Genomic DNA, 14,887 nt, shown 5'->3' with positions numbered 1-14,887 from the left:
AAATGCTCTAGAAACCATTCCGATCGCTGATCTTCGAGAAGCGGGCCTGTCTTGCCCGCCGATGGGTATGTCGGGGTTGCCGGCAGCCGAATTAGCCGAGCTATCGGACATTCTGGCGAGAACCGGTGATCAGCGCGATAGAGACCAGGCAGCCGGTGGGCTGGTCGGCGTCGAGGACGTGATGGCGCTGACTCCGCTGCAGCAGGGGCTGTTCGCGCTGGCCATGTTCAGCGAGTCCCCGGTCGATGACCCGTACACGATCGCGACAACCTTTGATGTGCTCGGGCAGCTGGACACCGTATTGCTTCGCAACTGCGCTACAGCGATGTTGTATCGCCATCCGAATCTGCGAGCCCGATTCATCTACGGTGACTTGCCTCATCCGGTGCAGGTTGTGCCCAGTGACGTGGATCTGTCGTGGCGGCAGGTGGTCGCGACGCCGGAAGAGGTGGCCTCGCTGGAGGCCGATGAGCAACGGTCGGGATTCGATCTCGAACGTGGCCTGACGATGCGGTTTCTGCTTGTCGAGTTGCCTAACGAGCGTTGGCGATTCGTCATCACCGCCCATCACATTGTGATCGATGGTTGGTCGCTGGCGGTGTTTGTCAACGAGCTCTTCGCTTTGTATCGGGCGGGTGGGGCCATCGATGTGCTTGCGGCGCCGCCGCGGCCATTTCGCGACTACCTCGGCTGGCTGGGCGGCTGGGATTCGCAGTCCGGTGAACAGTTTTGGCGTGACTACCTGGCTGGACTGTCGGCGCCCACCATGTTGTCGCGGGCGCTGGCCGGTGGCCAGGGTGGGCAGGTGGCCGAGGAGCCCCAGCGTATTGAGTTATGTCTGGGCGCGGAAGTGACGGCTCGGCTGGTTGATGGTGCTCGCAGTCGTGGCGTCACCCTGAATTCGCTGGTGCAGGTGGCGTGGGCGTTGGTGTTAGGGGCGCTGACCGGTCGTGACGATGTGGTTTTCGGGATTGCGGTGTCGGGACGGCCTTCTGAGCTGGCCGGCATGCAGTCAATGGTCGGTCTGTTTATCAACACCGTGCCGCTGCGCGTCCGACTCGATCCGCAAGCAGTCATCGCCGACCTATGCGCTGCGGTGCAGCGAGACACCGCACTGGTGCGTGAATATGCCTACTTCAGTCATGCGTGGCTGCGTCAGGCGGCCGGTGTCGGTGAGATGTTCGACACGTTGCTGGTATTCGAAAACTTCCCGACCGGTGGCTTGGCCGTTGGCAAGGATGTTCCCGTCGGGGCGGCGACGTTCCGCCGGGTGGCTGCGCACAGTCCGACGCATTTCCCGGTGACCGTGACCGCCGAATTTACCGGGGACCAGCTGACGCTGATGATCGCGGCGACGGGCGACGCGCTCAGCGTGCTCACTCCCGAGACGGGTCTTGGGGTCGCCGACCTCGTGCAGCGGTTGGGGCGGGTGTTGGTGGCGATGACTGGTGATGTGGGGGTGCGGGTTTCGTCGTTGGATGTGTTGGATTCGGTGGAGCGTGTTCGGTTGGATGGGTGGGGTAATCGGGCGGTGTTGGGTGCGTCGGTGCCGGTGGGGGTGTCGATTCCGGCGTTGTTTGGTGCTCAGGTTGTCCGTGATCGGGATGCGGTGGCGCTCAGTTTTGAGGGTCAGAGCCTGAGTTATGGCGAGCTTGATGAGGCCTCGAATCGGTTGGCGCGTTTTTTGGTGGGTTTGGGTGCGGGTCCTGGGCAGCGGGTGGCGTTGGTGTTTGGTCGTTGTGCTCAGGCGGTGACCGCGATTTTGGCGGTGTTAAAGACTGGGGCGGCGTATGTGCCGATTGATCCGGGGTTGCCGGCGGCGCGGGTGCAGTTCATGGTTGCTGATGCTGGGCCGGTGGCGGTGGTGACTACCGGTGGGTGGGCTGCGGGGTTGGGTGGGTGCGGTTGTGTGGTCGTCGATGTTGCTGATGCGGGTGTTGAGGCTTGTGCGGGTACGGGTTTGGTGGCACCGGCTGCTGATGACATCGCGTATCTGATTTACACCTCCGGGACCACCGGCATTCCTAAGGGTGTGGCGGTTAGTCATCGCAATGTGGTCGCGTTGGTGGAGTCGTTGGCCTCGAGTGTGCCGGTGGCGGGGGTGTGGTCACAGTGGCATTCGTATGCCTTTGATGTTTCGGTGTGTGAGATTTGGGGGGCGTTGTTAAGTGGTGGGCGGTTGGTGGTGGTGCCCGAGCAGGTGGTGGGTTCGCCTGAGGATTTCCTCGCGTTGTTGGTGGCTGAGCGGGTCAGTGTTTTGAGTCAGACGCCGTCGGCGTTTTATGCGTTGCAGGGTGTTGTTGCGGTCCGGTCTGGTTTGGGGCGTGAGTTACGGGTTGAGGCGGTGCTTTTGGCGGGGGAGGCGTTTGAGCCTCAGCGTGCGGGGGTGTGGTTGGCGCGGCGTCCGGGGGTGGCGCGGTTGATCAATTTGTATGGCACGACTGAGACGACGGTGCATGCATCGGTGCGTGAAATTGTTGGCGCTGACGCTGAGAGTGCGGTGAGTCCGATTGGGGTGCCGTTGGGGCATCTGGGCTTTTTTGTGCTCGATGGGTGGTTGCGGCCGGTGCCGGTGGGTGTGGTGGGGGAGTTGTATGTGGCTGGTGTTGGGGTGGGTGTGGGGTATTGGGGGCGGGGGTCGTTGACGGGGTCGCGGTTTGTGGCGTGTCCGTTTGGGGGTGTTGGTGAGCGGATGTATCGGACGGGGGATTTGGTGTGTTGGGGCCGGGATGGGCAGTTGCAGTATCGGGGGCGTGTTGATGATCAGGTGAAGGTTCGTGGGTATCGGATTGAGTTGGGTGAGGTTCAGGCGGCGTTGGGTGCTGTTGATGGGGTGGGTCAGGCGGTGGTGGTTGTTCGTGAGGATCGTGGTGGTGATCGGCGGTTGGTGGGGTATGTGACGGGGGCGGTGGATCCGGTGGTGGTGCGTGGGGTGTTGGGGCAGCGGTTGCCGGGGTATATGGTGCCGGCCGCGGTGGTGGTGGTGGTGGTGGCGGCGGGGTTGCCGTTGACGGTTAATGGGAAGTTGGATAGGCGGGCTTTGCCGGCGCCGGAGTATGGCGATGGTGATCGTTATCGGGCTCCGGTGGGTCCGGTGCAGGAGATTTTGGCGGGTATTTATGCCGAGGTGTTGGGGTTGGAGCGGGTGGGGGTTGAGGACTCGTTTTCTGAACTGGGTGGAGACTCACTCTCTGCGCTGCGGGTGATCGCCAAGGTCAACAAAGCCCTCGGTCTTGAACTTCCGGCGCGCACCTTGCGCGACGCGCCCTCAGTGAGAATCTTGAGTCAGCGACTGCACACAAGTGACAACGGAATGGAAGTAGTCCCGTTCGAGATCCTCAAGGAGGACACGGGTGTTCCGTTGTGCTGTATTCATGATGGCCTCGGGCTCAGCTGGTCTTATCGGGCTTTGGGAAAATATTTGGACTGCCCGATAATCGGCATTAACCAAATCGCGGAAAATGGCGAAGCTGAACCCGAATCGATTCGCAGCATGGCGGCAAACTATGCGGACAGGCTTCAAGCGGCCTACCCTGCCGGACCCTATAACCTCCTCGGCTGGTCTTTTGGTGGCGTCGTGGCTCACGAGCTTGCCATCGAACTTCACCGACGCGGATGTGTGGTGCAACGGTTGATCCTGTTGGATCCGCCGCAACTGCCCGGCAGTACATTGAGAAACCTTGGGGTTGAAGATGATCAGATCGTGGACGGCAGCTCGCGGCCTAACCACGCGGCTGTTCGAGAGCAAGCGGAGCAGCTGATTAACCAACTGCGAGAAGTGGTGGACTTTACCGCTCTGCCCAGCGGAATCTTTGACTTCGCAGCCCGAAATGCCAAAGCGGTCCAGTCGTATCTCCTGGAACACAAGCCCGACGTGTTCGACGGCGATATGACCATATTTCTCGCTGGGCGTAGTGGACAAATGAGTGATTCGTCGCAACTGCAAAATTGGCGAAATTATATTGCCGGCGACATTACAACGTACTCCGTCGACTGCACACACCATGAGATGCTGACCGCCGAATCGCTCAGCATGTACGGCGAACAACTCAAGAAACTATTAGAAGCTTGAGCCGACGTTGCGCCGCCGGACTACCGGCGCCGCACCAGCAGCGTCTGCGCCGAGGTCCCCACAAATCCGGTCTTATCGAAAATCTCAGCCGTCGTCACTCCCAGGCCATCTGGCCCGACGGAGGCGCGAGCGCGCAACGCGGAATCGGTGCCGGTCGGAAGTCGGTGCAGATGAACGACCGTATCGGTGTTCATGAAGAGAAACCGGTTGGGATCCAGGATCGCTCCGACGCCGTTGGCGCAGTCGACCACGGCGGCCAGCTGTTGCAGCGGTGACGCCGGATCGGTGTCGACGATGTGAGCCGTCGGCCTGAACCAGGACACCGCGGCGGGTTGTCCTTCAGTGTCCTGCGGGCGCCAGCTGAGCGCGTCGAAGTAGCCACCGACCCCGGCAAAGGCGGCCGGACGGGGTTGCGCCGGTCCCTCCACCAGCGGGGGATACCGGTCGGATGCGACGTCGGTGGTGTCGCTGACCGCCAGTAGCCACGCGGTCACCCGGGCCAGCACGCGATCGGCCACCATCTCCGCAACCATCATGGCGACCCGCGACCCCGGGCGCTGCACCCAAGCCCGGGCCCGGACCGGAGCCACCGGAATCGCCCCGAGGATGTCCAGGCTGAGCCGGCCGATCCGCAAACCCGATCCCGCCGACAGTTCTTCGATCAGTTTGGTCAGCAGCGCCAACGGGGGAGAGCCGTGCTGAATGTCGGGATCCCAATTGCTGCGGGTGAAGTCGGTCGAGTCGAACATCTGGTAATCGCCGTCGGCCCCGGGCAGGCGGCGGTAGTAGCAACCGTTCATGGCGTGGGCTCGATTGCGGAGCACGAAACCGCTTCGGCGGGCAGGCGATCCGGCCACCCGGGATACGGCGGTGGTGTCCCGCCATAAGCGGGACAGTGTTGCTGGTGCGGGCACCAATTGCATAGCCGCGACGCATTGGGGCGGAAGTCGCCCGACTGTCCCGCCGATTGGATGGCACGCCGGATGGCCATCAGGGTCTTCTCAAAGCGAAGCAGCTCATCACGATCCGGCGAATAGTCCAGCACCTGCCCGTCAGCCAGATAGATCAACCGCAGTCGGGAGGGCAACACGCCCCGCGACCGAAACAGCGCTACTCCGTAGAACTTCATCTGGAACATGGCTTTGAACTCCGCCAGCGCCCGGGCGGCAGGCGGGGCCTTGCCCGTCTTGTAGTCGACCACCCGCAACTCACCGGTAGCGGCGACGTCGATCCGGTCGATATAGCCGCGCAACAGCGTGCCGTCTGCCAGCTCCACCTCGACGCGCTGCTCGCAGCTCTGCGGGTCGAATCGCCTCGGATCTTCCAGCCGGTAGTAGCCCGACAACAGTGCACGGGCATCCTCGAGCAATTGGGCTTGCTGGTCGGGTGCCAGCTCTCCGGCCAGGTCTAGCTCACCGGCGATCACCTGCTCCCAGGCGGATTCCACCAGTGACCGGGCGGTGTCCGGGCCGCGTTGCACCGCGGGTAGAGCGTAGAGCTGCTCGAGGGCGGCATGTACCACAGAGCCTCGCAGCTGCGCCGTTGACGGTTTCTCGGGCAATCGGTCGATCGCTCGAAACCGGTACAGCAGCGGGCACTGTTTGAAATCGGCGGCCCGTGACGGCGACAGCGCCGGTCGGATGTACACGCTCGCCACGGAGCCCGGCTGGTCCGTCATATTCGCAGCCTATGACTGGGCACCGACAACCCCGGACACCGGCTACGGCGCGTCAGCTGGCACCCTAGACGACGTGTCAGCGACCGGTCCGTTTCACGTCGGCGAACGTGTTCAGCTCACCGACGCCAAGGGGCGTCACTACACCATCACCCTCACTCCGGGCGCGGAGTTCCATACCCATCGTGGCCGGATCGCGCACGACGTGATCATCGGCCTGGAGCAAGGCAGCGTGGTCAAGTCCAGCAATGGCGCGCTGTTTCTGGTGCTGCGCCCGTTGCTGGTCGACTATGTGATGTCGATGCCCCGCGGGCCCCAGGTGATCTACCCCAAGGACGCCGCGCAGATCGTGCACGAGGGCGACATCTTTCCCGGTGCCCGGGTGCTCGAGGCGGGCGCCGGATCCGGGGCACTCACCCTGTCACTACTGCGAGCGGTCGGGCCGCAGGGGCAGGTGATCTCCTATGAGCAGCGCGCCGATCATGCCGAGCATGGTCGTCGCAACGTGACCAACTTCTACGGCGAGGCGCCCGACAACTGGCAATTGATCATCAGCGATATCGCCGACTCGGAGCTGCCCGACGGCTCGATCGACCGGGTAGTGCTGGACATGTTGGCGCCGTGGGAGGTGCTCGACTCGGTCTCCAGGCTGGTGGTCGCCGGTGGCGTGTTGATGATCTACGTGGCCACGGTGACCCAGCTGTCCAAGGTTGTCGAGGCCGTGCGGACCCAGCAGTGCTGGACAGAGCCGAGATCGTGGGAGACCCTGCAGCGGGGCTGGAACGTTGTCGGGCTGGCCGTACGGCCGCAGCATTCCATGCGCGGACACACCGCGTTTCTGGTCGCCGCACGTCGGCTGGCGCCGGGTGCGGTAGCCCCCGCGCCACTGGGGCGCAAACGCGAGGGGCGCGATGGCTAGCCGGGAACAGGCCTAACCGAGCCAGTCCTCGCTGCGGTGCAGGACGCGGTGCGCCGACAACAGTTCGAACTCGGGGTGCGCGGCTACCAGGCGTTCGGCCGCGTCGAGGACATCAACGGCATGGCTGCGATCACTGGACACCACGGCGACCCCAATTCCGGCCCGTCGGTGCAGCTCGAGTGATCCGGTCTCGGCGGCCGACACGGCGAACTTGCGCCTGAGCTCCGCGACAACCGGGCGGACCACCGACCGCTTTTGTTTGAGTGATCGCACGTCGCCCAGCAACACATCGAACTCCAGCCAGCCGATCCACATCCGCAGACTCAGCCGGGAGGACTCGAAGACGGGGCGACAGACCCAGTCGCTGGTGGGCTTTCTTCGGGGGCCGGCTCGACCGGGGCAGGTTCTGGGTTGGGGGCAGTGCCAGGACTAGATGTCTGGGATGTCCGGGAATTGCCGAGAGCCAACAGCATCTCCGAGGTTCGCTGGGATAGCTGCCACCCGCCGTGGATCGGCGTGAACTCCATCGGGAACGTGAACTCGCGATTCTCCGGTTGGGCGGTGGTGACGACGACGGTTGCCACCACATCGGACGGATTGGTCGCCGACCATGCGAGGTCGTTGGCAGCGAAGTTCATCGGCAGGTACCCGCCATCTCGGGCGGCGGTGGTGAACCGGTCCAGGGCCGCAGCGGTGTCCGGGGTTGAACCCTCAACCAGGTCCAGTTTCTTGTCTCCCGGAATGTTCGGATCGGCGAGCCGGGACAACACATCGACTAGGGCTTCGGGGGGTGGCAGCGGAGCGGATGGTGGGACCGGCAGGGCACTGGGTGCGGCCGGTGGCGGTGGTGCCACGGTCGACGTCGAGTTCTCGGCGTTGTCCGGTGACGGTGAACACCCCGCGACCCCCAACGTCGCCACGGCGGTGATGGCGGTGATGGCGGTGACGGCCAAGCGGCGGTTTCGGTGCATCCAGCGGCGGGGTCGGCTATCGGCGTTTCAGGGAAGTTCGCGAAGACGACACTCGCGAAGATGGAGTGCAAATCACACCCTCGGGCGCGGCGCCCATCGGCATCAGGACCGCAGCGGCTGTGGCTAGGGATTTCACGTCGCGGCGCTCCTTTCTGTCGGCCCAAGTGGTAGCCGAGATTACCAGTGGACTTCAACTTGTAACTTTTAAACGGCATTTGGTTCCGCACATGAAGCCGCGATCGCCGGTAGCGTTGGGGTATCCGCTGCACCATTCCTGGTGTGGGAAAGGAGCGCAACATGGCTGATTCAGAGCGTTCTGAAGCATTCGCGACACCCGATGACACCCCCTTGTCCAGCAATGATGCTGCCGAATTGGAACAGCTGCGGCGTGAAGCCGCGGTGCTGCGTGAGCAACTCGAGAGCGCGGTTGGGCCGCAAGGCACGGCGCGGTCTGCCCGCGATGTGCATCAGCTCGAAGCCCGCATCGACTCGCTCGCCGCCCGCAACTCCAAATTAATGGAAACTCTTAAAGAAGCCCGACAGCAGTTGCTGGCGCTGCGCGAAGAGGTCGACCGGTTGGGGCAACCGCCCAGCGGTTATGGCGTTCTGCTGTCGACGCACGACGACGACACGGTCGACGTGTTCACCTCCGGCCGCAAGATGCGCCTGACCTGCTCGCCCAACATCGAAGTTTCGTCGCTGCGGAAGGGCCAGACGGTTCGGCTCAATGAGGCCCTGACCGTCGTAGAGGCCGGCACGTTCGAATCGGTCGGCGAGATCTCCACCTTGCGGGAGGTGCTCGCTGATGGCCATCGGGCACTGGTCGTCGGCCACGCGGACGAGGAACGCATCGTCTGGTTGGCTGAGCCGCTGGTTGCCGAGGACCTGCCGGATGGTTTTCCCGACGCGCTCAACGACGACACGAAGCCGCGCAAGCTGCGTCCGGGTGACTCGCTTCTCGTCGACACCAAGGCTGGCTACGCCTTTGAGCGCATCCCCAAGGCCGAGGTCGAGGATCTGGTGCTCGAAGAGGTGCCCGATGTCAGCTACGAGGACATCGGTGGCCTGACACGCCAGATCGAACAGATTCGTGACGCGGTCGAGCTGCCGTTCCTGCACAAGGAGCTGTACCGGGAGTACGCGCTGCGCCCGCCGAAAGGCGTGCTGCTCTACGGCCCGCCTGGTTGCGGCAAGACACTGATCGCCAAGGCCGTGGCCAACTCGTTGGCCAAGAAGATGGCCGAGGTCCGCGGTGATGACTCTCGCGAGGCGAAGTCGTACTTCCTCAACATCAAAGGCCCCGAGCTGCTGAACAAGTTCGTCGGTGAAACCGAGCGTCACATCCGGCTGATCTTCCAGCGGGCCAGGGAGAAGGCCTCCGAGGGCACACCGGTGATCGTGTTCTTCGACGAGATGGACTCGATCTTCCGTACTCGCGGCACCGGGGTTTCCTCCGATGTCGAGACCACGGTGGTTCCGCAGCTACTCAGCGAGATCGACGGGGTGGAGGGACTCGAGAACGTCATCGTCATCGGTGCTTCCAACCGCGAGGACATGATCGATCCGGCCATTCTGCGGCCAGGGCGACTGGACGTGAAGATCAAGATCGAGCGGCCCGACGCCGAAGCGGCACAGGACATCTACTCGAAGTACCTCACCGAGACGCTGCCGGTGCATGCCGACGACCTTGCCGAGTTCGAGGGCGACCGCCCGGCATGCATCAAGGCGATGATCGAAAAGGTCGTCGATCGGATGTACGCCGAGATCGACGACAACCGGTTCCTGGAGGTCACCTACGCCAACGGTGACAAGGAAGTCATGTACTTCAAGGACTTCAACTCCGGGGCGATGATCCAGAACGTTGTCGACCGAGCCAAGAAGAATGCGATCAAGTCGGTGCTCGAGACCGGCCAGCCAGGCCTGCGTATTCAGCACCTGCTGGACTCGATCGTCGACGAGTTCGCCGAGAACGAGGACCTGCCCAACACCACCAACCCCGATGACTGGGCACGGATCTCGGGTAAGAAGGGCGAGCGGATCGTCTACATCCGCACCCTGGTGACCGGCAAGTCGTCGAGCGCCAGCCGCGCGATCGACACCGAGTCCAACCTCGGCCAGTACCTGTAAGGGGGGGGCTACCCGTAAGAGGCTCAGTCGACCTCGAGCGAGTAGCTGTTGGACAGGTCGTCCTGCGTCACGTGCGCGGGGCGGTCGGTGGTGTCCACCCGCATTATCTCGGCCAGCACGCGCGGCTCATAGGACCATCCTTCTGGTAGGTCCAGTCGTGTGGCCAGGCCGGGTAGGTCGGCGCGGGCAAGGTTGGGGTCCACCACCTGGCTCCAGGTCTGCATTACCCAGCGTTGTCCACCCGGGTCGATGAGTTCGTAGATCTCTTCGCCGGCGTTGAAGACAAACACCGTGTGACGGTTCACCCGATTGACGGTGTAGGGGGCGGGGCTCATCGACGACATCTGCACGGTTGCCTGCTTGAGCATTTCGATTCCGCCGAATGTCTTGGTCTCCGGCAGCCCCTGGGGCTCCTTCTCGATGCTGTTCATCAGCCAGTAGCGGGGCCCGTTGAGCAGGGCTGCGGCCACCCCGTTTTCGGCGGCCAGGGCTTGCGCGTCCAGGGCGGACCACAGTTCAGCGGGGCAATCGTTGAGCGGAAAGCTGTTGTAGACGGTGGCTTGTGGACCGGATTCACCGATTTCGACGAGAAGCACCTCGCCGTAGCGTTTCCCGGATAAGTCTTCTACCTGCTCGGGTACGGACACCAGCGTGAAGTTAATCACCGCCGGGACTGGCGTCAACATCGGTGCCATCGTTGTTGGCGCGGTAGCGGCTGCGTGCGATCAAGGTGATGTGCAGGTTCTCGATGAGCGGGTCGACGAATGTCGCACGGTATTCGGCGTCACCAACTGCGCGGGCGCTGATGTACATGAACGTCAACGCGCCAATGAACAGACAGAGATGGATCAACGAATCCGGCACCGGCACGGTCAGGCCCAGCACGGTCGCATTGCTGGACACGTTGTGGCTCCATTCCTGGAGCAGGGCTGGGCTGAGCACGATCAGCCCGAGGATCACGTAGATGGTGGCGGTCAGCATCGCCACCACCATGATCTGCACCAACTGGTGGGCGGTGAGCACGAAGACCACATTGGCCCGCTCGGCTCGGGTCAGTGGCAGGCTGGTCGGCGGATCCGGCATCGCCGCAAACGGGGTGTCGGCCAGTTCCTGGCAGTTCTTGGGCTGCACGGTCGGTGCCTGCAGCATGGGTTTGATCCGCTCCGCGGTGGTGGAGATGACGAATACGCTCGCGATGCCGACCAGAAATGCGATGGCCACGGCCAGCCGCTCCGCGCTGATTGTGGAGGCCATCAGCCAGATGTTGCTGTTGAAGAAGACCAACGTGGTCAGCAGAACGATCGGCAAGGCCCGAACCGCCAGGGCGCCGATCGTCGCCAGGTGCGACAGCGTCATTCGGACCGACCATCCGGTGACCGATCCGACACCGCTACCGGTGAGCAACAGCACCATCACCGCAGCCAGGGCCGCGTCCGGCAGATGAGACACCGAGGTTTCAACGATCAGGACGATTGCCACCAGGCTGACCGCCACGGTCGCCGCCACCGAACGCTTCCGGCTGTCGGACAGTCGCGACACCAGCCAGCCGACCAACGTGATCAAGACCGGTGCGATCGCGACCAGGGTCACCAGCACCCACTCGCGGGGGCGGTTGCCCATCGATGACGACCTCGTCGCCGTGGGTGATCAGCAGAATCGGGAGCGTCCAGCAGTGCAGTGTCGCGTACGCGGCCAGTACCGGGGCAGACCGTGACCACAGCCGCCGCCAGCGGGCCCGCCGGGTCAGCACCGCGGGCAAGCCCCGTTCCAGAAACCAGCTTTCCGCCGCGGCACTCGACGGGTCTCGGCGTGCCGGAGCGCGGTGCGGGGAAGGGTTCATGCCGGCTCAACCCTAGCGGCGGCCAACCGTTGCTGCTGTGCTAGTTCAACGTGCTGATGATGTGCTTTTCGGTTTCATTCCCGTCGATCGTGCCGTCACTGCGTTTGTGCTTGTAGTCAAAGACGGTGGACTGCGCGACCACTACTACCTGCCCGGGGTGCAGACCGGCGATGTTGAACGGTTTGTTGGCCAGCGGTCCCGTGATCTCGTCGCCGTTCCACGTAACTACGTCCACCCACATGTACTCCCGGGTGCCGTCCGGGCCCTCAAAATGAGCCTTGACTTGCATAAACTCGCCGGGCGGCAGCCCTTCGTTGAACGCGGCGCGCAGCGCGGGCAGCTTTGCTCGCGCGGATCGGCTGGCGGCTGCCAATGCGTCGTTGTGCGTAGCGGGAACGATCGAAGCTCCGGAGTCGAACGCGGCGCAGAGAATCGCGTGCCGACGGGCCGGAGCGTCCTGGCCCGGCCCTCGGTCGAAGGTGATCTCGAGTAGCCGGTTCACCGGGTCGCCGTCGTGGTGCTCGCCCATTCTCACCGTGAGCGGCGCGGCCCCGGTCGCGTTGGGCCTCAAACGCCGGTAATCCAGATCGAATTCTCCGGGACGTTCGACAAGGGGCCGATCAGCGATCGCCTGGCAGAACGCGCTCACGAGCTGTCCGACGTTGCTGCATACCGACCGCGGCACCTGGTTTACCACTACGTCGGGCAGCCCAAACTTCGCCATTCCCAGCGTGACGACTCGCATCTGGCCATTGATCTCGTAGGCGTGAATGATCGTATGGTCGTCAACATCTGGGGTTGGTCTGGTCCATCGATCGACCCTGATTTCCTGCCAGGCGGCCGGCGTGAATATCTGTCTAGTTTCGGCATCCCAAATCAGGCCGCCGGTGGCGGCCGCGAGGCTACCCGTTAGCTGCTGTGCGGCACGAAGACAATCCCGAGCCTGCTCAATCGGGCAGCTGAAGTTGAGGATGAACGCGGCCTGGGTGGACTGTAGAGCGATGGCCAGCTGCGGGCCGACTCCGTAGTTGAAGAGTTCAACAAATTCCGGATCCGTCGGGGGATAGTCGTTACGCGGATCGATATTGACGAAGGCACATACCGTCGGCTCCGTCTCGTCACCGCTGATGGACTCCACCTGGTGAAATCCGGCGGATATGTTCGCCAGCAGTTCATCCAAGGTGTCGAAGGGGTCTGCGGCAGGCATGGGCAGGTCATAGATGGCGAATGTGAAGGCAATCCCACCGTCGAGCAGCGGCACGGCCGGAATCAGGTCGGTGACGTCCTGTCCTTGCTGAAAAGGGTTCGGGCTCACCGTTGGCCGCCTGGGGTAGCCGCGCCGGCGGTGCGCGGAGAAGTTGGCAAACTCATCGGAAATAGCAACGGCTGCAAGACTTTTAACGTCAACGTAGATTCTCCGAGGGACTCGATGCGACGGTCAGCCGAGACCGTATCAACCCCGCGCGGCCCGCACCACTAGGCGTGCGGGCAACTGGTATCACGAATTGCGGAGGTTGCTGTCTCAGCGCGGCTTGCCGGCCCGGGGACGCCCACCTCGCCCGCGGCACGGGCCGCCGAGATGGTCTGGGTCGGCGGGCCTAGGCTCTAGGCATGCAACGGATTATCGGAACGGAGGTCGAGTACGGCATCTCGTCGCCGTCGGACCCGACCGCCAACCCGATCCTCACTTCGACGCAGGCGGTGCTGGCCTATGCCGCGGCCGCCGGCATCCAGCGCGCCAAACGGACCCGCTGGGATTACGAGGTGGAATCACCGCTGCGCGACGCTCGGGGTTTCGACCTGAGCCGCTCCGCGGGTCCACCGCCGGTGGTGGATGCTGACGAGGTCAGCGCGGCAAACATGATCCTGACCAACGGGGCGCGGCTGTACGTCGACCACGCACACCCCGAGTACTCCGCGCCCGAATGCACCGATCCGCTCGACGCGGTGATCTGGGACAAAGCCGGTGAGCGGGTGATGGAGGCCGCGGCCCGCCATGTCGCCAGCGTCCCCGGTGCCGCGAAGCTGCAGCTGTACAAGAACAACGTCGACGGCAAGGGCGCGTCCTACGGATCGCACGAGAACTACCTGATGAGCCGGCAGACCCCGTTTTCGGCCATCATTGCCGGTCTGACGACCTTTCTGGCGTCTCGACAGGTGGTCACGGGCTCCGGCCGGGTCGGCATCGGGCCCTCCGGTGATGAGCCGGGCTTCCAGCTGTCCCAGCGATCCGACTACATCGAGGTCGAGGTTGGCTTGGAGACCACGCTCAAGCGCGGCATCATCAACACCCGCGACGAACCGCACGCTGACGCCGACAGGTACCGCCGGCTGCACGTCATCATCGGCGACGCCAACCTGTCTGAGACGTCGACCTACCTGAAGCTCGGCACCACTGCGCTGGTGCTCGATCTGATCGAGGATGGTCCGGCGCACGGCATCGACTTGACCGACTTGGCGCTGGCCCGCCCGGTACACGCGGTGCACGCCATCAGCCGTGATCCCTCGCTGCGGACGGCAGTGGCGCTTTTCGACGGCCGTGAACTGACTGCTCTTGCATTACAACGGATTTACCTCGAACGGGTGGCGAAACTGGTCGATAGTCGCGACCCTGATCCCCGGGCTTCCCACGTCGTGGAAACCTGGGCGGGCGTGCTCGACCAGCTCGAGCGCGACCCGATGGATTGTGCCGAGATTTTGGACTGGCCGGCCAAACTGCGATTGCTCGAAGGTTTTCGTCAGCGGGAGAACTTGAACTGGTCGGCACCCCGCCTACACCTGGTCGATCTGCAGTACTCCGACGTCCGGCTGGACAAGGGGCTCTACAACCGCCTGGTGGCGCGCGGATCGATGAAGCGCTTGGTCAGCGAACACCAGGTGCTCGAGGCCGTGGAGAACCCGCCCACAGACACTCGCGCGTACTTCCGCGGTGAATGCTTGCGCCGGTTTGGTGCCGATATTGCCGCGGCGAGCTGGGATTCGGTGATCTTCGATCTGGGTGGGGATTCGCTGGTGCGTATCCCTACGCTGGAACCGCTGCGCGGGAGCAAGGCGCATGTCGGAGCGCTGCTGGATTCGGTGGACAGCGCCGTCGAGCTGGTGGAACAACTCACCAGGTGAGGGCTCTCGATGCGGCAGTCACGTGATGCGAGATGCTGACGGCATAGCCCGACATATAGGGCTTCAACCCGGAAAGGTCGGGGCGGCCGGTACTGTTAGGGAAAGGGTCGGCGGGGGCGTGTGTCACGTCCCCCGCGGCATCTAATCGGCCATGACGAAGCAG

General features: G+C 63.6%; 10 protein-coding genes and 1 pseudogene. 4 read left to right on the top strand and 7 right to left on the bottom strand.

What is annotated here, in order from left to right:
• Nucleotides 1-61: 61 nt before the first annotated feature.
• Nucleotides 62-4,072, top strand: a complete 4,011-nt coding sequence (locus tag G6N41_RS20355; protein ID WP_407663836.1) for a non-ribosomal peptide synthetase — start codon at nt 62-64, stop codon at nt 4,070-4,072.
• Between the two features lie 20 nt (nt 4,073-4,092).
• Here G6N41_RS20355 and G6N41_RS20350 read toward each other — a convergent pair whose 3' ends face one another.
• Entirely contained in the window at nt 4,093-4,872 is a 780-nt protein-coding gene (locus tag G6N41_RS20350; protein ID WP_198965498.1) for a thioesterase family protein, read from the bottom strand.
• Nucleotides 4,869-5,750 (bottom strand): RecB family exonuclease, encoded by an 882-nt coding sequence (locus tag G6N41_RS20345; RefSeq protein WP_198965497.1) that lies wholly within the window; start codon nt 5,748-5,750, stop codon nt 4,869-4,871. Before G6N41_RS20345 ends, G6N41_RS20350 begins: the two co-directional genes overlap by 4 nt.
• 73 nt (nt 5,751-5,823) lie before the next feature.
• Here G6N41_RS20345 and trmI point away from each other — a divergent pair, with 73 nt between their 5' ends.
• Nucleotides 5,824-6,666 (top strand): tRNA (adenine(58)-N(1))-methyltransferase TrmI, encoded by an 843-nt coding sequence (gene trmI, locus G6N41_RS20340; RefSeq protein ID WP_198965496.1) that lies wholly within the window; start codon nt 5,824-5,826, stop codon nt 6,664-6,666.
• A 12-nt stretch (nt 6,667-6,678) separates the two neighbouring features.
• On the opposite strand, the gene G6N41_RS20335 is transcribed toward trmI, so the two are convergent.
• Both G6N41_RS20335 and G6N41_RS20330 read right to left on the bottom strand, forming a co-directional pair.
• The gene (locus G6N41_RS20335; RefSeq protein ID WP_198965495.1) at nt 6,679-6,981 is read right to left on the bottom strand and encodes a DUF503 domain-containing protein; all 303 of its coding nucleotides are present in this window, start codon (nt 6,979-6,981) and stop codon (nt 6,679-6,681) included.
• 8 nt (nt 6,982-6,989) lie between these two features.
• Nucleotides 6,990-7,637 (bottom strand): hypothetical protein, encoded by a 648-nt coding sequence (locus G6N41_RS20330; RefSeq protein ID WP_020729314.1) that lies wholly within the window; start codon nt 7,635-7,637, stop codon nt 6,990-6,992.
• A gap of 297 nt (nt 7,638-7,934) precedes the next feature.
• Between G6N41_RS20330 and arc the strand changes: the two genes are divergently transcribed.
• Nucleotides 7,935-9,764 (top strand): proteasome ATPase, encoded by a 1,830-nt coding sequence (gene arc / locus G6N41_RS20325; RefSeq protein WP_198965494.1) that lies wholly within the window; start codon nt 7,935-7,937, stop codon nt 9,762-9,764.
• Between the two features lie 23 nt (nt 9,765-9,787).
• Here arc and G6N41_RS20320 read toward each other — a convergent pair whose 3' ends face one another.
• The 3 genes and pseudogenes from G6N41_RS20320 to G6N41_RS20310 all read right to left on the bottom strand — a co-directional run bounded on the left by G6N41_RS20320 (nt 9,788) and on the right by G6N41_RS20310 (nt 12,919).
• Nucleotides 9,788-10,411 carry a hypothetical protein gene (locus G6N41_RS20320; RefSeq protein WP_020729312.1) on the bottom strand — a complete coding sequence of 208 codons (624 nt, stop codon included), beginning with the start codon at nt 10,409-10,411 and terminating at the stop codon, nt 9,788-9,790.
• Nucleotides 10,412-10,421: 10 nt separating this feature from the next.
• Nucleotides 10,422-11,604: pseudogene (locus G6N41_RS20315) on the bottom strand (hypothetical protein).
• 40 nt (nt 11,605-11,644) lie between these two features.
• Nucleotides 11,645-12,919: a DUF2314 domain-containing protein gene (locus tag G6N41_RS20310; protein ID WP_198965493.1), complete on the bottom strand. Its 1,275-nt coding sequence runs from the start codon at nt 12,917-12,919 to the stop codon at nt 11,645-11,647.
• 296 nt (nt 12,920-13,215) lie between these two features.
• Here G6N41_RS20310 and dop point away from each other — a divergent pair, with 296 nt between their 5' ends.
• Nucleotides 13,216-14,724, top strand: a complete 1,509-nt coding sequence (gene dop / locus G6N41_RS20305; RefSeq protein ID WP_198965492.1) for a pup deamidase/depupylase — start codon at nt 13,216-13,218, stop codon at nt 14,722-14,724.
• The last annotated feature ends 163 nt before the right edge of the window (nt 14,725-14,887 follow it).

Origin of the sequence: Mycobacterium shottsii, from assembly GCF_010728525.1 — a bacterium.
GTDB lineage: Bacteria > Actinomycetota > Actinomycetes > Mycobacteriales > Mycobacteriaceae > Mycobacterium > Mycobacterium marinum.
The sequence above is the reverse complement of the archived record's forward strand: the minus strand, read 5'-3'. Positions and strand labels throughout refer to the sequence as shown.

Bases quoted from the DNA above. Each gene is read 5' to 3' on its own strand.
- G6N41_RS20355 (WP_407663836.1), top strand. From the start codon at position 62: ATGGGTATGTCGGGGTTGCCGGCAGCCGAATTAGCCGAGCTATCGGAC.
- G6N41_RS20350 (WP_198965498.1), bottom strand. From the start codon at position 4,872: ATGAACGGTTGCTACTACCGCCGCCTGCCCGGGGCCGACGGCGATTAC.
- G6N41_RS20345 (WP_198965497.1), bottom strand. From the start codon at position 5,750: ATGACGGACCAGCCGGGCTCCGTGGCGAGCGTGTACATCCGACCGGCG.
- G6N41_RS20335 (WP_198965495.1), bottom strand. From the start codon at position 6,981: ATGTGGATCGGCTGGCTGGAGTTCGATGTGTTGCTGGGCGACGTGCGA.
- G6N41_RS20330 (WP_020729314.1), bottom strand. From the start codon at position 7,637: ATGCACCGAAACCGCCGCTTGGCCGTCACCGCCATCACCGCCATCACC.
- arc (WP_198965494.1), top strand. From the start codon at position 7,935: ATGGCTGATTCAGAGCGTTCTGAAGCATTCGCGACACCCGATGACACC.
- dop (WP_198965492.1), top strand. From the start codon at position 13,216: ATGCAACGGATTATCGGAACGGAGGTCGAGTACGGCATCTCGTCGCCG.